Here is a 19,518-nt window from a genome sequence, read left to right as displayed (position 1 = left end):
AGAGGACCGTTCATGGTGACGACCTTGTTGCTGGTGGATGATGAAAAAAGAATCGTCGAGGCAATGTCCGAGTATTTGCGCAACGAAGGTTATAAAATCGTCACGGCAAGAACCGGGAGGGAAGCGTTAGACGTCGCCAAAGCGGAGAAACCGGATCTCGTCGTGCTCGATTGGATGCTGCCGGAAATGAGCGGAATCGACGTCTGCCGCGAGCTGCGAAGGAGCGTGAACTGCGGGATTATTATGCTTACGGCCAAGACGGAAGAAGTGGATATGATCATTGGTCTTGAGGTCGGAGCCGACGATTACATGACCAAGCCGTTCAGCCTCAGGGAGCTGACCGCCAGAATCCGTTCCGTGCTCCGCCGCATCCATGGCAGGACGGATGAGATAGGAATGATTCAAAGAGATCGGCTCACGATCCATGAATCCAAATATCAGGTATTAAAGGATGATAAGGAGGTCGTGCTAACCCCTACGGAGTTTAAGATGCTGATGACTCTCGCAGCAAAGCCGGGGATCGTATACAGCCGGCTGCAGTTAATGAAAGCGGCCATGGAGGACGATTTCGTCAATTATGAGCGAACGGCGGACTCGCACATCAGCAATCTGCGCAAAAAAATCGAAGACGACCCGTCCGATCCCAAATATATTCAAACCATCTATGGTTTCGGCTACCGCTTCGGAGATCGTTTATGAACGTCCGCGCAAAATTGTTTGGGATTCTGTTGGCGCTCGTCCTCATTGTCTCCGGGGTTTATTTCGGGACGACGCAAGGCTACTTGGAAAGCCGCTTCGGACATTTCTCGGCGACCGAAGCGGCTGCGATCTTTCATAACTTTTATGTCGAACATGGCGGCTCTTGGGAGGGAGTGGAGCAAGCGGATGTACCGGAGGATGAGAGCCGTGCTGAGAATGGCGGAATCGCTTTGCTTTCACCGGAAGGGAAAGTCTTGTTCCATAAAGGCGAGGTAGACGCAGAAACCGTTACCCTGCACGGGTTTCATAAGACGATTACTGAAAACGGCAAAAATATCGGGATGGCATATACGTATCGATGGGCAACCGACGAAACCTTGCAACTGAAGGACTATATTCAAAGCTCTATGTTTACGGAAGGACTTCGAGTCGGGGCGTTAACCTTAACGGCTTCCCTTTTACTTGGGCTGTGGCTCACATGGCTCTTGACGTTGCCGCTCAAGCGGTTGATCCCGTCCATTCAGAGGATCGCCAAAGGGAACTTTCGGATCGATATACCGGTAACGTCCGCAGACGAGTATGGCCAAGTGACGAAAGCCATCAACCAAATGGCGCGTCAGCTGGACCGCGCGGAGGAGACCCGCAAACAATTGACGGCCGACGTGACCCACGAGCTAAGAACGCCGCTCGCCATCATTCAGAGTCAGCTGGAAAATATTCAGTCCGGCGGACGGGACGTTTCTCCCGAAACGCTGCTCCCCATTCAGGACGAGGTAATCCGATTAACCAAACTGATCGAGGATCTGCACCAGTTGACGCTCGCCGATTCGGGGAGATTGCCTTTAGATCGGCAGCCTACGGATATTGCCCCGCTTATGGACCGAATCATCGGCAAATTCAAACTGGACGCGGATGAACGAGGGATCCGGATCGTCAGAAAATATGCGGAGGTAAGCCTTGTCGTAGACATAGATCCGAATCGAATGACGCAAGCGTTCTATAATCTCTTAAGCAATGCACTGCGGTATACCCCTTCCGCGGGTCAAGTGGTTTGCGAGATTGACCGTAACGAGCATAGAGGCGCATCTTATGCCGCTGTCACCATTTCGGATACCGGGATCGGCATCCCCGAGGACAAACTGCCCTATTTATTTGAACGCTTTTACCGAGTCGAAGAAGCGCGTTCCCGCCACTCGGGCGGAATGGGGCTGGGACTCTCTATTGCAAAAGGATTCGTGGAAGCCCATCAGGGCACGATTACCGTTCGCAGCAAGATCGGGGAAGGAACGAGCTTTACCGTGCTTCTGCCGATCTAGTTTCCATTTGGCGCATGATAAACCCCCTTCAAGCAAACCAAAGCGTGCTTCCTACACGCGGTTTACGAGAGAGGGGGAATACCCGTCGATCCTTCCCTAAATTTTTTCCAAACCTATGCCGCGGTCACGATAATGGGCTGATTCTTTGTAATGATGATGGTATGCTCGTGTTGCGCCACATAGCTGTTGTCCGGCACGCATAAAGTCCACCCGTCCGACCGCTCCACGACATAATCCGCGCCGGTCGATAAAAATGGCTCAATCGTAATGACCATGCCTTCTTTCAATACGCGTTTATCGTGCTTGTCGTAAACGGGGAGAATATTTTTGGGCGCCTCGTGCAGCGATTTCCCAATTCCGTGGCTGCACAAATTTTGAATGACGCGATAGCCGCCTTTTGCAGCCTCGTTTTCCATCATTCTTCCGATTTCGTTCAATTTAACGCCATGATGAAGGGAGGAGATCACTTTCATCATCGTAGCGTGCGTGTAATTACAGAGACGCGATAAGGATGGATGGGATGGAAGTATGGGGAAAGAATGCCCCGCATCCGCATAATAACCCCCCAATTTCGCCGATACGTCGATGTTGACCAAATCGCCGGGTTGAATGATTCGGTTTCCCGGAATGCCATGGGCAACTTCTTGATTAATGCTAATACAAGTGTTGCCCGGGAATTGGTAAGTGGCTTTAGGCGCCGGCACGGCGCCATGCCTTTTGAGCAGCCTGCCTCCGATATCATCCAGTTCCTTTGTCGTCATTCCGACGCGGGCGTGACGTTTCATTTCGCGTATCGTCCATGCCACGATTTTGCCGATTTTCTTCAGACCCTCGATATCGTTTTGGGATCCGACTGTCATCCTAATCCCTCCGTTTTTTGAATATCAATAATATACCATACACGCAGCATATTCCACCGTCGTCGAAAAAGCCTTCCCGGGCCGGGAAGGCTTTTCGCTTGCGGGCTTTCGAAGGGTACGGATCGGATCTTAGTAGCCCAGGTCTTTCTTGGCCTTGGCCCACTTCTTGTTCAGGTCGTCGAACGCTTTTTGCAGGTCCTTCGCGACGATCAGATCTTGGTCGACGCTGCCCGTGCCGAGCGCGATCTCCGCTTTGTTCGCGATCTCGTTGTACTTCGGATCGACCGCTTCGCTCTCGACGAACGTCGGGTTGAAGGATTTGAACTCGGCCATTTGCGGAACTTTCGGCTCGGCCGTCTTGTCGATCGGCAGGAAGCCGGAATCGGTGTCATAGCCGGATTCTTTGACGAAGAAGTTCACCCATGCGGTAGCCAACTCTTTGTTCTTGCTGTCTTTGCTTACGCCGATGAAGTAGTCGCCGCCCAGCGGAGCGTTGTATTTGCCGCTGTTGTCGTAAGGGAACGGGAAGAACCCGATGTCGTCCGCTGCCGCGCCTGCGCCGATGACTTGCGGAATGACCCAGTTGCCGAGGAAGTACATCGCCACTTTGCCGGATGCCACTTCGCCCTTGGACATTTCCCAGTTGTTCGTGGACAGATCCTTCTCGACCCAGCCGCTCTCGACGAACTTGCGGCCGATTTGGATCATTTGGCCCCAAGGACCGTCAACCGTGAACGGCGCGTCTTTGGAGATCAGCGTGTCGGTCCACTTGGCGTCTCCCGCTACGTAGGAGTAGGTGTTCTCGCCCCAGCTGCCCATCGGCCATTGCGCGCCGAAGTTCATGTACAGCGGGATGATGCCGGCGTCTTTCAGCTTTTGCGCGTCGGCGTACAGCTCGTCAAGCGTCGTCGGCACCTTGTCGATGCCGGCCTTCTCGAACGCCTTCTTGTTGTACACCAGACCTTGCGTGTTGACGCCGGTCGTGATGCCGTAGCGCTTGCCTTCGAAGGCGTCATAGTCCGCGAAGTAGACGTTGTCGAACATCGAATCCGGCAGCGGCTCGTAGTACTTCGGCATCTCGCTCGTCGCCATGGCGGAAGGCAGGAAGTTGACGTCGCCCGCTTCGCCCGTCGTCAGGCGCGTCTTGATGTCGGTCGCGTAGTTCGTGAGACCTTCGAACTCGATTTGCGCTTTCGGATACTTTTCTTTGAACTTCGCTGCGTATTTGTCCATCGTGCCGTCGTTCACCAAGTCGGTGCGGTGCGTCAGGACGAGGATCTTGCCGCCCAGATCGGAAGCGCCGCCCGCGCTTGCCGAAGCGGAAGCCGAACCCGACGGCGATGCGGAAGGAGATGCGGTGTTGTTATCGTTTTTGCCGCCGCACGCCGACAGGACTGCTGCCGCCGTCAGAAGAGAGAGAATGGCCAGAGTGCTTTTTTTCATCTTAAGCTCTACCCCCAAGTTCTTGTTATCGCGACTTCCACGCCGACTTGACGTGATGTTGACATCGCTTACATTTCCTCATTATACGCCTTTGCGCAACAGAGAATAGGCAATCTATTTGTTTTTATTGTCATCATTTATGATAACAAATAAAATATTTTAGTTTACACACCTATAAAATCCCCTAATCGTATGCGTATCATGCATCGATTAGGGGATAGAAGTTCGAAAACGCCGATTCGGTTAGGGTGATTGTTAGCCGCGTTTCAGGAAAGCGTACGCCGGTCGCGCCATCAGTTCCAGGTTGCGCGAGATCAGCTCGGAGCGCTGTTCGACGCACGCGCGGGAACGCAGCGGGTCCGCAGGGGTGTTCAGCACGTAGTCGACCAGCTTGTCGACCGTCGTCGAGGCGACGTGCACGCGCGTGTCGGAGGAGGCGTAGTAGATGTAGACTTCGCCGGAATCCTTCGCGATGACGCCGTTGCTGAAGATGACGTTCGAGACGTCGCCGACGCGCTCGATGCCTTCGGGCGCGATCAGATGGCCGCCCGGCGCGTGCGTGACGCGGTTCGGCTCGTTCAGTTCCGTCATGAACGCATAGACGACGTAGCGCAAGCCTGCCGCCGTGTTGCGCACGCCGTGCGCGATGTGCAGCCAGCCCTTGGACGTCTTGATCGGCGCCGGACCTTGGCCGTTCTTCACTTCCTTGATCGTATGGTACTTCTTCTCGTCGACGATGATCTCCTTGTCGATCACGGCCGGATTCATGCTGTCCGACAATCCCCAGCCGATGCCGCCGCCGGCGCCGGTATCGATGAAGCCGTCCTGCGGGCGGGTGTAGAACGCGTATTTGCCGTCTACGAATTCCGGATGCAGGACGACGTTCCGCTGCTGCGGCGAAGGCGTCTTCAGGTCGGGCAGACGCTCCCACGTCTTCAGGTCCTTCGTGCGGGCGATGCCGCCTTGCGCGGTCGCGCTGGACGTGTCGCCCTTCGGCGCGTCCGGGTCTTTGCGTTCCGTGCAGAACAGGCCGTAGATGTAGCCGTCCTCATGCTGCACGAGGCGCATGTCGTAGACGTTGATGTCCGGGTCTTCGGTCTCCGGGAGCAGCACGGGGTAATCCCAGAAGCGGAAGCCTTCGGTCGGGCTGTCGCTCTCGGCGACGGCGAAGAACGACTTGCGGTCGACGCCTTCCGTGCGCACCATCAGATAGTACTTGCCGTTCAGGTAGATCGCGCCCGGATTGAACGCCGCGTTCACGCCGATCCGCTCCATCAGGAACGGGTTAGTCTCCGGGTTCAGGTCGTAGCGCCAGTAGATCGGGGTATGCTCGTTCGTCACGACCGGGTGCTCGTGACGGAAGTAGATGCCGTTGCCCGGCTCCACCGCGGGATTGCTCCGGTTCAGCAATCGTTCGTGCGCGTCGCTCAGCGACTTCAGTTTCTCCATCCATGCGCTCATGATTTAAGCCTCCGTTTTGAGATGTTCGAGTCTCTCCAGCGCTTCGAAGCAAGCCCGGCTGTTATGGTACGGGCACTTCCAAGGTCCAACCTTGGCATGATCGGCGGAGTTGACCGGCACGCCTTCCCGGGTGACCTGCCAATGCCATTCGCCGCCTTCGCGGTCGCAGATCGAAGCGGTCGTGAACGACCAGCTGTTCTTCGCCGCCTCGAGATATTCCGGCTGCCCGGACAGCTGATAAGCGTTCAGGAAGCCGACCATCGCTTCGGCTTGGGGCCACCAGTCCTTCGAATCGTCCAGACGCCGGCCGTCGAATTCGTTGAAGAGCCCGCCGTCCTCGTCGACGCCTTGCTCGAGCGTGGCCTTCGCCATCTGCAGCGCGACGGCCTTGACCCGCTGCAGCAGCGCCTCGTCGCCGAGCGCCTCCGCCGCTTCCCAGAGCAGCCAGCTGCCTTCGATGTCATGCCCATAGGACACGTGCGAAGATTTCGAATGCCATTCGTCGTCGAAGAACAGCAAGAAGTGGCCCGTATCGCCGTCGACGATCTTGTCTACGTGCACTTCAATAAGCTCCTTAAGCTTGGCCTTGAGCCCTTCCGGCTTCCATACCCGGTACAGGTTCGTATACGCCTCCAGCACGTGGAGATGCGTATTCATCGACTTGCGTTCGTTCAAGTCCTTCCCGCTCAGGCTGAGGTCTCCGGTCTCCGTCCAATCGCGCGCCAGCGCTTCGATGTAGCCGAGATGCAACGGATCGTAGGCGTGCTTCTCCAGCAAGCGGTAGAGCTCGCCCGCCCAGACCAGCGCCGATTCGTCGCCCGTCGCCCGCACGTACTCCGACAGCGCGTAGATGACGAACGCTTGGCCGTACACCTGCTTTTTGTCCGAGACCGCCCGGCCTTGAACGTCGATCATCCAGTAGAGGCCGCCGTGCTCCGCGTCGCGGAAGCGCGTGTTCAGCGCATCGTACGCTCTGTGCGCCATCTTCAGGTAGGCTTCCTCCCGGTAGAAGCGATATGCCGAGGCGAACGTCCACAGGATACGCGCGTGCAGCACCAGGCCCTTGTCCGCATTCGGAACCTTCTCCCCGTTCGCGCGAATCTCGCCGACGAAGCCGAAGATCTCCTCGTCCACCGTGTTCCGCATCCAATAGCCGAGGATATTCTCCTTCAGCTCCTGCATCAATTCGTCCCGCCATTCGGGGATCGTGAATGCTCTCATCCGTCTCGAGCTCCTGTCCGCGTGAATTTAGGCTTCGCCGACGACGGCCTTCTGGCCGGAGACGTAGAAGTCCCGCACGGTCGATGCCGCCGCCTTGCCATACATGCAATAATCGTCGTTGTCCGCGGCTTCGGACGGCGCATACAGCTTGGCCGGCCAATCCCACAGCATGTAGCCGCGCATCCAATCGCGCTTCGCGCAAGCGCCGAACATCGCTTCGTAGTACCGCTTCTGCTCCGCTTCGGACGGTCCGCCCGGCAGCGACCAGTCGTTCGGCTTCATCGGCGAACCTTCGCGGCTCGGGCAGCCCGCTTCCATGAAGAAGAACGGCTTGTTCCACTTGGCCAGCACGCCTTCGATCCGGTCGAGCTGCGCTTCCCAGTCGTCGATCGGGTAGTAGCCGCTCGACGAGACGATGTCGACCGCATCCCACCAGGTCAGGCGATCTTCTTGATATTTGTCGCAGTTATAAGTCAGAAGTCCGGCATAGATCGGACGGATCTCGGCGATCAGGTTCCGCCATTCCGTCTCGCGCTTGTCCGTCTGCACCATCTCGCAGCCGATGCACAGCATCTCGCAGCCTTCTTCCTGCGCGATGGCCGCGTAGTGCTTCACGAACTTCCCGTACGAAGCGAACCATTCGCGCCAGCTCGGTTCGCCCGGCACTTCTTCGTCGAAGAAGCCGATATGCGCCCGCCAAGTGCCGTTCGCGACGTTCACGACCGGCTTGAGGCAGACTTTGAGTCCCAGCGACTTCGCCTTGCGGATCGCCGCGCGCACCTCGTCGTCCGTGACGGTCGGCGATTCCCCGTACGGGATTTCCGTCGATTGGGGCGTCTCCTGCAGCGCCGACAGCGCAATCGCGACCCAGTTGACGCCAAGCTTCGCCATCTCTTCCATCGAATGGTCCGCATCGGGGCCCGTCCATGTGCCTCTTACGCCTACCCAGCCCCAGGTCATGCCGCTGACCGTCTCCGACCAAGCGTTCATGCTCATTTTCGCCACTCCTTCGCGCGGTACTCTGTCACTCAAATTGATAGTATTGTTATCATATTATTAGTTGTTATCAATAACAATACTCGTCCACCTGAATTGTACCACCCTCGTCCGAGAAGTCAATAACCGAACGGACGCCGATCCGTAATAGAATGCCATGTCCCATCGGCACCGACCCGCGCGACCGGACATCGCAGCAAAAAAAGAGACGATCCCGGCGCCTGCGGCAGGCAACCTTATCGTCTCTTCTCCTATGCGGTTCGGCGCGGTCGGGTCAGCGGCCGCCGTCCGCGGGCCCGATGGCCGACGCCGTCGATTGGCGCAGCACGAAATCGCCGGAGAGCAGAATGCGCTCCTTCGGCCCGTCCGGATGCCGAATCCGCCAGAGCAGCGTCTCCACCGCGCGTTGACCGAGCGCTTCCTTGTTGACGTGCACCGTGCTCAAGGTCGGCGAAGCCATGGCGGCGTCCTCGATGTTGTCGAAGCCGGTGACCGAGATCTGGTCCGGGACGTTGATGCCCATCTTCATCAGCACCGTCATGACGCAGATCGCGATCGAGTCGTTCGCGCAGACGAAGGCCGTCGGCAGGCCGTCTTCCGACGCCATCTCCTGCAGAATCCCTTCCAGCGTCTCGGTGATCTCCGAACGGTTATCCCCTTCGAACGACATTAGCCGCGGCGATTGGGCGAGCGGAACTTCCTGCTCCTCCAGCATCGACCGGAAACCGAGCCAACGGTCGTAGAAGCTGCGCGAATAGCGGGTATTCCCGACGAATTGCAGGCTGCGGTGACCGTTGCCGAGCAGATAGTTGGTCACGCGGCGCACGCATTCGTAGTTGTTCATGAACAGCGCGTCCGACGGGATGAGCGGATCCTCGTGGTCCACCATGACGAACGGAATGCCGAGATTGCGGATCTCGAGCAGCAGCTGGTTGGAGATCAAGCCGACGCCGATCAGCCCCAGTACCCCTTCGGGATTGATGAGCTTGGAGAAGTTGTCGGTAATATGCTCGGTGACGATCATGATGCCGATATGGTGTTCTTCGAGTCCGGTCGTAATGCCGTCGATGATCCGCCCCCAGTAGAAGGAATGGCGGTTCTGATAACGCACGTTCGGGATGAGCACGATGATCGTATCGCGCTGGGTCTGACCGGTCTGCTGCTCCGCCATCGCGCGAAGACCGCCCCCCTTGGGGCGCTTCTGCACGAAGTAGCCGAGCTGCGTGGCCGCTCCGATAATCCGCTCGCGCGTCTCCGCGCTAACGCCGGACTTGCCGGCGAGCGCTTTGGAGACGGCGAACTTGGATACGCCGACTTGGTCGGCGATTTGCTGCATCGTCACTTTTTTGGACATGGGGTCGATCCTTTCGCGAATGGTCGCCGATATCGCCACGATAACAAACCATATTTGTTATCATAACATATCCCGACGGTTAGCGAAACGTCAACCTAACCTCTACTTGACCGCGCCGTTGGTCACCCCTGCGAAGATGTAGCGCTGCAGGAACAGGAAGAGGACGACGGTCGGGATGAAGATAATCAGGATACCCGCCGAGATGACGTTGATCTGCGCCGCGTTCGGTCCGACGAACGAATAGATCGCGGTGGAGACCACGCGCAGCTTCTGGCTCGGCATATAGAGGTAAGGCGTATAGAAGTCGTTGTAGATCGAGATTGTCTTCATGATGATGAGCGTCGCCGTGGCCGGCGCCAGCAGCGGGAAGATGATCGACCGGTAGATCTTGAAGAGCGAAGCGCCTTCGATCATCGCGCTCTCGTCCAGATCCTTCGGAATGCTGTTGACGAATTGCAGGTAGATGACGATCTGCAGCACGTCGGCGCCTAGGTACAGCAGCATCGGCGCGTAGATCTCGTTGTAGGCGCCCAGAAACTTGATGACGCTGAACGTGGCGACCTGCGTCGTGATCATCGGGATGACTTGGGCGACCAGATACATCCCCATGATCGGCTTGCGCAGCTTGAAGTCGAAGCGGCCGAGCGCGTAAGCGACCATCGTCCCGAGGACGATATTGCCGGCGACCGAGACGACGAGGATGATGGAGATGTTCTTGAAGCCGAGGCCGAGCTTGCCGACTTTGAAGACGCGTCTGAAGTTGTCGAAGTTGAACCAGTTCTCCGGGAGGCGCATCCCGGATTGGTAATACTCGACCTGCGTCTTGAACGCGCCGATGACGACGGAGTAGATCGGGAAGAAGACGACGAATACCCCGACGAGCAGCGAGAGATAGCGGACAAACGTCCAAAGCTTGTTTTGGCGTTCCATCGCTTATTTCCCCTCCCTGAACAGCAATTTCCGTTGGATGACGATGAAGACGAGCACGATCAGGAGCAGCACGACCGCCATCGCGGAGGCGAGGCCCGCCTGCTGGAACTTGAACGCCATATCCACCGTCTTCGAGACGAACGTGGCCGTTCCGTTGGCGCCCAGCATCATGATGTAAGGAATGTCGAACGCTTCGAGCGCGCCGGTGAGCGTCAGGATCATCATCAGCTCGATCACGCTGCGGATGCTCGGAATGGTGATGAAGCGGAACGACTGCCAGCCGGAAGCGCCGTCGATCTTCGCGGCCTCGTACAAGTCCGCCGGAATGGATTGAAGCGCCCCGATGAAGATGACCATGCTGAGGCCGAAGTATTTCCACAGGGAGATGAAGGCCAGAGAGAAGTTGACGATGTTCGGATTGCCGAGCCATTCCTGCTGCCAGGAGCCGAGTCCGATCGCGTCCAGGAACAGATTCAGCGAACCGTATTCCGCGTGGTAGACGTTCTTGAACATGATGACGATGGCGACGCTATGCAGCACGTACGGGAGGAACAGCAAGGCGCGAAACCCGTTGCGCCCCTTCAGCTTGCTCGTCAGCACGACGGCGAAGTACAGCGCGATCGCCGTCTGCAGCAAGCCGCCGACGAAGTAATATGCGTTGTTCTTGAATACGCTGAAGATCTCCGGCCGCGTGAAGATCTCTTTGTAATTGTCGAACCCGACCCAATTCATATCCCAGCCCAAGCCGCTCCAGTCCGTGAAGCTGTAGTACAGGAGAGACAGCGCCGGATAGTACGAGAAGGTCAGCGACAATAGGACCGGAATGGTCAGGAAACCGAATAAAATAAGTAACCGTTGCGCTTTATAGCTGAGTTTAAACATGCACACCCCTGCTTCCGTCGATCGGATCTAGTCATGTAAGCCGAATGGAAATCGCTTACAACGATTATACCCCATCGCGTTATCCTTTTTAAGGTGTTATGTTTGTTTTCATTGTCTTGTATTTAGATAACTATAGCCTAACTCGTTCGCGATATTCCTTCGGGGTGACGCCTGCCACCTTTTTGAACACCTTGTTGAAATAAGCTGGGTCCGGATAACCGACCGACTCCCCCACCTCGTACGTCTTCAAAGAGGGCTCCTTCAGCAGCTTTTCCTTGGCCCGCTCGATCCGAATCGAGATGACGTAGTCGGTGATCGTCTCCCCGGTCTCCGTCTTGAACAGCTTGCTCAGATAACTCGGCGTCAAATAGACCGTGTCGGCCAATCGCTGCAGCTCCAGCTCCTCCGTATAATGCCGCTGGATATACGCCTTGACCGTCTCCACCACGCGGTTGCCCTGCCTAGCTTCCTTTAATATGTGAAGCTGCTCCCGGGCCGCATCCAGAAATGCCGCTGTAAATGCTGCCCAATGAATAAACCGCTTCGGCGACCAGACGACCGGCTCTTCCTCCGGCTCGTCGGGCTGCGGTCCGCGCTCGCTCCGTTCGCTGCGGATCAGGCCGGATACCGCCGCGCAGCCTTCGGCAAGCGCTTGCCAGGAAGGCTTCTGCCGGCCGACGTCGTCCAGCCAAGCGACGAGCGCAGCCTCCGCCCGGGCGACGTCGAGCATCTGCAGCGCCGGGCGGAAGTCTTTGTCCAGCAGCCGCAGCAGATTCATCCCTTCGTCTCCGCGCTTTGCCAGATGATGAACGTCGTTCATCGCTTTGTAGCCGTCCTCGTACCAAACCTTCTGCAGCGAAGCTTCCGCTTCCAGATACGCTTCCCGCAGCTTCAGCGGTCCCTGGTGAATGGCGCTCGCGCCGAGACGCGCGTAAATGGGATGCGGGACGCGCTGAAGCAGCGTAACGCCGAGCTCGCGGGCCGTATCCGCATGGTCGCCGTGACCGATGGCCGTGACGACGACGGTCTGCCGGGGTTCCCAGGCGAGCACCTTGTGCGCCCGCGTCCAGCTGGCCATATAGGAGACGACGCGCTCGGGCGCCAATTCGGGCTCGGTGCGGAGCAGGATGACCGCATAGTGCTCTCGGAACAGCTCCGACTGTCCGAGCTCGCGGCTGGCGCCCTGGGTCATGTGTTCCGGCAGGTGGCTGACGTCGTTGCTGAGCAGCAGCCGGATATGCTCCTCTGCCGCAACGGCCTTGCGGTAGCTGTCGAGCTCCAGGTTATGCTTGACGCGGGACAGCAGCTCGGACAGCTCGCTCTGATCCACGGGCTTGAGCAGATAATCCTCCACGCCTTGACGGATCGCCTGGCGGGCGAACGCGAAGTCGTTGAAACCGCTCAGAATGGCGAACTTGATCTTCGGCCGTCGCTGCTGCACCCGCTCGATCAACTGCAGGCCGTTCATCTGCGGCATCTTGATATCCGTGATCACCAAGTCGAGCTGAAGGCCGCCCAGCGCATCCAGCAGCTCTTGACCGTTGGCGTACGTCCCGACGACGCGATATTCCTCCCCCGTCTGCTCCACCAGCTTGGCGAGCCCCTGCCGAATCCGTTCCTCGTCGTCTACGACGGCTATGTTCACGTTCATATCGGTTCTCCTCCTCCGCGTACGGCAGCCGGCAGGCGGACGGTGACCGTCGTCCCTACGCCGGGCGCGCTCGTCACCGTCAAGCCATACATTTCCCCGTAACGCAGTTTGATTCTCTCGTGCACGTTGCGCAGCCCGATGCCGTGTCCGTCATCCGCGGCCGTCTCGCTCCGCAAGCCTTCCCGAACCTCGCGCAGCGTCGCCTCGTCCATGCCGATCCCGTCGTCCGACACGTCGAATAGGCGGTCCGTCCCGTCCAGTCGCGACGAGATGACGATCCGCATGCCCTCGCTGCCTTCTTGCAAGCCGTGATAGGCTGCGTTCTCGACGATCGGTTGGAACAACAGCTTCATGATGCTCATGCCCGCCGTCTCCCGGGGATCGGGGAGGACCAGCTCGAACCGGTGATTGCCGAAGCGGTAATTAAGCAGCTGTACGTAGATCTCCAGATACTCCCATTCCTTGCCGACCGGGACCGTCTCGCGCCCCGCGTGAATGCTGTAGCGCAGCAGCTTGCCCAGCAGCTGCGTCATGTCGCCGACTTCCTTGTCGTCGTTCAGCACCGCCGTCATGCGGATCGATTCGAGCGTATTGTAGATAAAGTGCGGGTTGATCTGATGCTGCAGCGACTGCATCTCCGCCTCTTTCTTGCGCTCTTCCACCTTGTAGATGTCTTGGATCAGCGTCTTCACGCGGTCGAGCATCCGGTTGAAGGCGCTGCCGACGAGCCCGACCTCGTCCCGCCGTACGACCGGGAACGTGACGTCGAGGTTGCCGGTCTGCACTTCCTTCATCATCCGGACGAGCGAACGAAGCGGCTTGGTAAGCGCGAACACGAGGACGAGCGAGATGAGCAGCGCGAAGCACATGATCGCGATCGCCATGAGGATCGTGAAGTTGCGCGTGCGCATCGCGTCGGCCTTCAGCTCCTTCTCCGGGATCGTGATCAGCACCTTCCAGCCGGTCACGGGAGATTCCTTGTAGATGGCGAGGACGTCCTTGCCGTCCAGCTTCGTATGGAAGCTGCCCTGTTCGCGCGTCGCCCGCGGCAGCAGCTCGCTGTCCGTCAGGTTGCGGCCGATGAGCTGCTTCTCGCTGTCGTAGACGACGCTCCCCCCTTCGTCGACGATGAGCGTCTTCCCGTGCGTCGAACGGTCCAGATCCTTTACGATGTTGTCGATGACGCCGATGCTCGCGTCGACGCCGATCATGCCGATCGTCTCGAAGGTCGTGGAGTCGATAATCAGGCGAACGACGGTGAAGACGTACCGCTTGCTCATCGCCTGGCCCGCCACCTCCTGCGTGCTGACGAGCACCGGCGTGCCGTGTCCTTCCTCGGCCAGTTGTCTCCACCGCGGCAGAACGTCGGAGAGGTCGAACCGGATGCTGGTGCTCTTGACCGCGAAGTAGGGATGGCCGAAACGGTCGAACAAGTAGACGGTGTTGGTGCCTTTCTTGATGTTATTGATGAAATAAATGCTGTTGCCCACCTGCCGCTCGATATTGAGCCTCATCATCTCCTCCTGCGACAGAACGCCCTTCTCGCCCTTCTCCCCATGGGGTTCGACCATCATGCCTTCGTAGAACTGGTTCGACATCTTCAGACCGTTCTTGATCTCGTCCAGGTACGACGGGATGATCGAGATCTTCTTCATATCTTCGATATAGTCGTCGAGCTTGCCCGTCATCTGATCGGACAGCTGCGATACGAACGTAATCGTATTGTTCTCGATCGAATCGGAATAGCGCTGGGCGGACAGATAGCTGAGCGCCCCGATCGGCAGAATGATCAAAAACAGGAACACGATAAACAGTTTGCCTTCCATCCGCTCGGCCAGCCAGGGGAAACGGCTGAACGGACGGAACCCTAGCTTGCGCATGCGAACGTCTCCTTTGTTGGTCTGTCCGGCAAACCGCCTTGCGTCCGCTTCGCCGGACCGTATCCGCTCCTGCGTCATCGCCCTCTGGCTGGAAGGTGAATCCTACTTGGCGCGGGACAGGGAAAAGACGGCCGCCGCGTTCCTTACCGTTCGGCAAGCCGTCCGACTTGTTTCTTTATTATACAGAACGGATATTATGCTAACAAACGATTATTTTAGGTAGTAGGGGTGGCAGTCCCCCTATCGAATATCGAAAATCGACATAAACCGATTTCGCCCATTGTCGAAATGACCCAAAAAAAGCTCCCGGCGGAAGCGTCCGGGAGCTGCTGTTGACGGGTCAATGCGTATAGGCCGCCACGTTGTCCGTATCGACCGCTTCGTGCAGCGCCGCGTTTAACCCGCTGGCGATGACGTTGGCGATGTCTTCGATGAACTTGTCGATCTCCTTCGGGGTGACGAGCAGATCGTGCCCCACCGGCTCAAGTACCTCTTTGACGAGCTGCAGCCGTTCCGTATCGGACATCGTTCCGAACACGCCGAAGAGCGGACTCGTGTCGGGCGTGTGCTGCTTCATGTGCGCGAACACCATCTCCATCGTATTGTTCACGATCGTCGACGCGTACAGCACCGTCGGTACGCCGATGGCGATGCAGGGAACGCCCAGGATGTCCTTGGTCAATCCTTTGCGTTTGTTGCCGATGCCGGAGCCTGGATGAATGCCGGTGTCGGCGATCTGAATCGTCGTATTCACCCGTTCGAGCGAACGCGCGGCCAGCGCGTCCACGGCGATGACGAGGTTCGGCTTCGCCTGTTGGACGATGCCCTGGACGATGTCGCTCGATTCGATGCCCGTCGTTCCGAGCACCCCGGGCGCGACCGCGCTTACCGGCCGATAGCCGTCGCTCACTTGGTCGGGCATCAGCTCGAAAAATTGCCGGGTAACCATGAGATTCTCGACGACGATCGGGCCGAGCGCGTCCGGGGTCACGTTCCAGTTGCCCAGTCCGACCACGAACACGCTGTCCCGCTGTCCGATGCCCACGCGGTTCAGGAAAGCCTCGAATTCCCGGGCGAACGTCGTCGCTACCCGGTCCTGGAGATCCGTATCGCCCCGCCGCAGCTCGGGCACCTCGAGCGTTACGTAATGGCCCGGCATCTTGCCGATCGCTTTGGCCCCTTCTTCGGTCTGAATGTGCATGCGGGTGACGGTAATCCCGCCGTTCTTGTCGGTCTCGGACCAGACGCCGGGCAAGCCGCCTCCCGCCGCCGTTTCGGCCATTTCTTTGGCTTCGAGCGCCAAGTCGGTCCGGATGTCGTACTTTCGCAGGTCCAGTTCGGACACGGATATCACGCGCTCCTTTCGCAAGCCGTTTCGCTGGAGGCCGACCCGCAAGGTCGCAGGCGCGCAAACCGCGGAAGCGCCGGCAAAATGCCGGATCCGCAGCGCCGCAATCGCTTGCGTTTTACCCCCTTGCATGATAGAATGTTACAAGTTGTGTGGAGAAATACTTGTAGTTTTTGCAGGAGGTGAAATCAATGCCGAATATTAAATCCGCCATCAAACGGACCAAGACGAACGAAAAACGCCGTCTGCGCAACGCTTCCCAGAAGTCCGCGCTCCGCACGGCCGTCAAGCAAGCCGACGCCGCCGTGATCGGAACGGACGTGAACGTAGCGAAGGACGCGCTTCAATTGGCTCAGAAGAAACTGGACAAAGCGGTAACCAAAGGCCTCATTCACAAAAATGCGGCTGCCCGCAAAAAATCCCGCCTGGCCAAGAAGTTGAACGCCCTGTCCGCGCAAGCTTAAGGCGCAAGCCGATCGCCCGCGCGTAAGTGAAAAAGGTTGACCCCTCAAGCGAGTATCGCTTGCGCGGTCAACCTTTTTTTGCGGTTCGCGCCGGCCTGCGGCGTCAAGCGCCGCCCTCCGAGCCGGTGCGCAGGAGGAACAGCTCGAGTCCCAGCGTCTTGTCGACGCGGCCCGACTTCATCGCGTAATCCAGCTCCGCAAGCCGGTCCAGCAGCGCCGTCAGGCGTTCCGTGCTGAAGCCCCGCGCCTGATCCGCCGTAATCTTGACCGCGTACGGATGCAGTCCCAGTTGTCCGGCCATCTGCTGCGGCGAATATCCCGTCTTGCCCAGCTCCTTGACGAACAGCATGTTGCGGAATTGGCGCACGAGCAAGGACGCCAGCTTGATCGGCTCCTCGCGCTGCTTCAGCAGGTCGTAATAGAGCGCGACCGCCCGGTCCGTCCGCAGCGAAGCGATCTCCTCCGTAAGCTTGAATACGCTCTGCTCCGTGCTGGCGGTGACGAGCTCGGCGACCGCGGCGGCCGTTACCGTCCCTTTCTCGCCCGCATGCAGGCAGAGCTTGTCCGTCTCGGCCGCGAGCGCGCCCATCTCGGTCCCGACTCGCCTAAGCAGCTCCTCGGCGGCCTGCGGCTCCAGCGTTCTCCCTTGCTTGGATGCCCGTCCGCATACCCACTGCACGAGCTCGTCCGGCTGGAGCGGAGCGAACGTAACGACGAAGCCGTCTTCCTTCGCCCGCTTCGTCAGCTTCTTGCGCTCGTCGAGCTTCTCCGACGCCACCAGGAAGACCAGCACCGTGCTCTCCATCGGCTGCCGGAAATACTCGAGCAGCTTGTCCGTCCGGTGCTCTACCTTGGCCGACTCCCGTCCGGAGCCGAACACGACGTTGTCGCGGACGAGGATAAGCTTGTTCGGCACGAGGAAGGGGAGCGTCTGCGCTTCCTCGAGGATCGCATCGAGCGGGTGCTCGGCCGTATCGAACCGGACGACCGCCATGTCGCGGTGCTCGGGCTCCGTGAGCCGGCCGACGAGCCGTTCCGTAAAATCGTTCATGCGGTACGTCTCGGTCCCGCAGCATACGTATAGGGGACGAACCTGGCCGTCCCGCAGTTCCTTGAACGCTTGCCTTGCATCCATGTCGCCACCTCAACCTTCATTATACAGCAAAGAGACCGCGACCGTTAGCGGGCGCGATCTCCTTGTCCTTGGACATCTATGTCAACGTTCGCCGTGCCGGTCCATGGTGCCGAGCGCGAACGATCGTGACTTTTGCCTCCAGGGCGGCTTCCATTCCATAGATCACTATACGCGGGAACCGCGTAAAAGGTGCGCGGGAATTTAGCGCTCGGATTCGAGGCCGGTCGCCTGCACCCACTTCAGGTGCTTGACTCGGCCTTCGGCGTCCGTCCAAGTATAATGCAGTTCTTGACCGTCGTCCGACCATTGCACGTCGCTGACGGCGCCGTCGCGCGGATCCGACTTGAACACGAGCGTGGCGTCCTCGGTCTTCACGATCGAGATCGCCCCCGCGTTCGCTTCGGTGTACGCGGTCAGCTTGCCGTCGGGGGAAGCCCACTCACTAAGCTCCGTAGCCATCAGGGAGTAGGCTCCGCCGGCGATCGTCTTGTCGGATGCGATCGGCGACTTCTCGGAAGGCGCGATGCCGGGGTTGGCCGCGCTCCCGGAAGCGTCCGCGTCGGCCTTCGGGACATCGGTCGCCTTGGCGCCCGCGGACGAGCCTTCGCCGGAGCCCGAGCCGATCTTGTCGTGATTCGTCGGCACAGGCTTGGCGGCGGGCTGGGATTTCTCGCCTGCGCCGTCCTGGGTCCTGCCGTCGCTCGGCTGGACGTTCTGGGCGAAGCCCTGGTTCTCCTCCGAAGGCTCGTTCGTTATCGCCTTCGTCTGAGGCGAGAGACGCAAGGCTTCGTCTCCTTCTCCGGCGCTAGCCGTAGCCGCGCTCTGGCTCATGTAGTCCGCCATTTCCGGCGCCCGCGCCGCGTCGTTGTGCTTCGCGGTCGAGGACAGCCAGGAGAACGGCTGGTTCGCGATGATCAGACCCGCGATGACGCCGAGCGCCACGACGCCTGCCAGCCGGCGATACAGCGGCGCGCGTCCGGGACGGTTCGAGCGGCCTCGCGGCTTGTAGACCGGCTCGTCCGCCGTTTCGGCCTCTTCCGCGTAAGCGGGAGCGGGGACGACGGCCGGCTCGGGCGTCAGTTGCTCCAGCTGGGGCAGGATGGCATCGACGAGGCTATAGCGCGGCAATACGCGCGGCAGCTGCGCCAATTCGTTCGACAACCGGATTAAGCGCTCCAGCATGGCAGCGCACTCCGGGCATGTCTGAACATGGGCCATCATGCGCGTCGTTTCCTGTTCGTCCAAATCCCCGTCAATCGAACGCTGCATGAGTTCCATCACCTCTTGGCAATTCATCCCCGGACACCACCTTTCTGATAGTCATGAAGCAGCACTTGCAGTTGCTGCCGGGCGCGATACAAATAGGACTTGACCGTATTCAGCGGCAGATTCAGCGAGTCCGCGATCTCGTTGTACGAGAAGTCCTGCAGGTAACGAAGCACGACCACCGTGCGGTGGTGCTCGGGAAGCTTGCCGATCGCTTCGCGGATATCTTCGGCCGCATAGGCGGACAGGACCTCCCCTTCGACGTCGGCGCCCGCCTGGAACACGAGATCGTGCTCCTCGATCGAGACCGACGGCCGTTTGCGGCGGAACTTGTCGATGCAGATGTTCGTTACGATGCGTTGGACCCAGGTGCGGAATTGCGCCTTCTCCTCATAGGAATTAATCTTCGTATACACGCGAATGAGGGCTTCCTGAGCCGCGTCCATGGCGTCCTGCTCATGATTCAATAAATAATAAGCCGTTCTGTACACTTGATGCTCAATCTCGCGGAGCAGCGTTACCAAGGCGTCTCGATCGCCGGCCTGCGCAGCTTTGATCAATTCCGGCTCCACCACGGGAGTTATCCTCCTTATCACGCATCCCCATTGACGC

Annotated in this window: 17 protein-coding genes; 3 read left to right on the top strand and 14 right to left on the bottom strand. The window is 58.8% G+C overall.

Annotated elements, in window-relative coordinates; all coding sequences use genetic code 11:
- Nucleotides 1-12 precede the first annotated feature (12 nt).
- Together H7C19_RS25090 and H7C19_RS25085 are read left to right on the top strand one after the other, a co-directional pair.
- Nucleotides 13-699 carry a response regulator transcription factor gene (locus H7C19_RS25090; RefSeq protein WP_185671812.1) on the top strand — a complete coding sequence of 229 codons (687 nt, stop codon included), beginning with the start codon at nt 13-15 and terminating at the stop codon, nt 697-699.
- Nucleotides 696-2,015: a sensor histidine kinase gene (locus H7C19_RS25085; protein ID WP_185671811.1), complete on the top strand. Its 1,320-nt coding sequence runs from the start codon at nt 696-698 to the stop codon at nt 2,013-2,015. The genes H7C19_RS25090 and H7C19_RS25085 overlap by 4 nt, the downstream gene beginning before the upstream one ends.
- Before the next feature lie 113 nt (nt 2,016-2,128).
- Here the strand turns inward: H7C19_RS25085 and map are convergent, their stop codons facing one another.
- The 11 genes from map to gpr form a co-directional block, all read right to left on the bottom strand.
- Nucleotides 2,129-2,875 carry a type I methionyl aminopeptidase gene (map, locus tag H7C19_RS25080; RefSeq protein ID WP_185671810.1) on the bottom strand — a complete coding sequence of 249 codons (747 nt, stop codon included), beginning with the start codon at nt 2,873-2,875 and terminating at the stop codon, nt 2,129-2,131.
- A gap of 129 nt (nt 2,876-3,004) precedes the next feature.
- Nucleotides 3,005-4,318 carry an ABC transporter substrate-binding protein gene (locus H7C19_RS25075; protein WP_185671809.1) on the bottom strand — a complete coding sequence of 438 codons (1,314 nt, stop codon included), beginning with the start codon at nt 4,316-4,318 and terminating at the stop codon, nt 3,005-3,007.
- A gap of 255 nt (nt 4,319-4,573) precedes the next feature.
- Nucleotides 4,574-5,779, bottom strand: a complete 1,206-nt coding sequence (locus H7C19_RS25070) for a glycoside hydrolase family 130 protein (protein ID WP_185671808.1) — start codon at nt 5,777-5,779, stop codon at nt 4,574-4,576.
- Between the two features lie 3 nt (nt 5,780-5,782).
- Nucleotides 5,783-7,000 (bottom strand): AGE family epimerase/isomerase, encoded by a 1,218-nt coding sequence (locus H7C19_RS25065; RefSeq protein WP_185671807.1) that lies wholly within the window; start codon nt 6,998-7,000, stop codon nt 5,783-5,785.
- 27 nt (nt 7,001-7,027) lie between these two features.
- Nucleotides 7,028-7,996, bottom strand: coding sequence for a glycoside hydrolase family 113 (locus H7C19_RS25060; RefSeq protein ID WP_185671806.1), 969 nt, complete (start codon nt 7,994-7,996; stop codon nt 7,028-7,030).
- A 274-nt stretch (nt 7,997-8,270) separates the two neighbouring features.
- A complete protein-coding gene (locus H7C19_RS25055) occupies nt 8,271-9,350 on the bottom strand; it encodes a LacI family DNA-binding transcriptional regulator (RefSeq protein ID WP_185671805.1) in 1,080 nt (359 codons plus the stop codon).
- A 102-nt stretch (nt 9,351-9,452) separates the two neighbouring features.
- Nucleotides 9,453-10,280, bottom strand: coding sequence for a carbohydrate ABC transporter permease (locus H7C19_RS25050; protein WP_185671804.1), 828 nt, complete (start codon nt 10,278-10,280; stop codon nt 9,453-9,455).
- 3 nt (nt 10,281-10,283) lie between these two features.
- Entirely contained in the window at nt 10,284-11,162 is an 879-nt protein-coding gene (locus H7C19_RS25045) for a carbohydrate ABC transporter permease (RefSeq protein ID WP_185671803.1), read from the bottom strand.
- 130 nt (nt 11,163-11,292) lie between these two features.
- Entirely contained in the window at nt 11,293-12,813 is a 1,521-nt protein-coding gene (locus H7C19_RS25040) for a response regulator transcription factor (protein WP_185671802.1), read from the bottom strand.
- Nucleotides 12,810-14,693, bottom strand: coding sequence for a cache domain-containing sensor histidine kinase (locus H7C19_RS25035; protein WP_185671801.1), 1,884 nt, complete (start codon nt 14,691-14,693; stop codon nt 12,810-12,812). The genes H7C19_RS25040 and H7C19_RS25035 overlap by 4 nt, the downstream gene beginning before the upstream one ends.
- Nucleotides 14,694-15,033: 340 nt before the next feature.
- A complete protein-coding gene (gpr, locus tag H7C19_RS25030) occupies nt 15,034-16,038 on the bottom strand; it encodes a GPR endopeptidase (RefSeq protein WP_313732002.1) in 1,005 nt (334 codons plus the stop codon).
- Between the two features lie 194 nt (nt 16,039-16,232).
- Between gpr and rpsT the strand changes: the two genes are divergently transcribed.
- Nucleotides 16,233-16,505 carry a 30S ribosomal protein S20 gene (rpsT, locus tag H7C19_RS25025; RefSeq protein WP_185671799.1) on the top strand — a complete coding sequence of 91 codons (273 nt, stop codon included), beginning with the start codon at nt 16,233-16,235 and terminating at the stop codon, nt 16,503-16,505.
- Between the two features lie 103 nt (nt 16,506-16,608).
- On the opposite strand, the gene holA is transcribed toward rpsT, so the two are convergent.
- The 3 genes from holA to H7C19_RS25010 all read right to left on the bottom strand — a co-directional run bounded on the left by holA (nt 16,609) and on the right by H7C19_RS25010 (nt 19,481).
- Nucleotides 16,609-17,640 carry a DNA polymerase III subunit delta gene (gene holA, locus H7C19_RS25020; RefSeq protein WP_185671798.1) on the bottom strand — a complete coding sequence of 344 codons (1,032 nt, stop codon included), beginning with the start codon at nt 17,638-17,640 and terminating at the stop codon, nt 16,609-16,611.
- A 201-nt stretch (nt 17,641-17,841) separates the two neighbouring features.
- A complete protein-coding gene (locus tag H7C19_RS34455) occupies nt 17,842-18,936 on the bottom strand; it encodes an anti-sigma factor family protein (RefSeq protein ID WP_221469465.1) in 1,095 nt (364 codons plus the stop codon).
- Nucleotides 18,933-19,481 (bottom strand): RNA polymerase sigma factor, encoded by a 549-nt coding sequence (locus H7C19_RS25010; protein ID WP_185671797.1) that lies wholly within the window; start codon nt 19,479-19,481, stop codon nt 18,933-18,935. The genes H7C19_RS34455 and H7C19_RS25010 overlap by 4 nt, the downstream gene beginning before the upstream one ends.
- Between the last annotated feature and the right edge of the window lie 37 nt (nt 19,482-19,518).

The sequence above is a fragment of the Cohnella nanjingensis genome (assembly GCF_014212125.1).
Classification (GTDB): Bacteria; Bacillota; Bacilli; order Paenibacillales; family Paenibacillaceae; genus Cohnella; species Cohnella nanjingensis.
The sequence above is the reverse complement of the archived record's forward strand: the minus strand, read 5'-3'. Positions and strand labels throughout refer to the sequence as shown.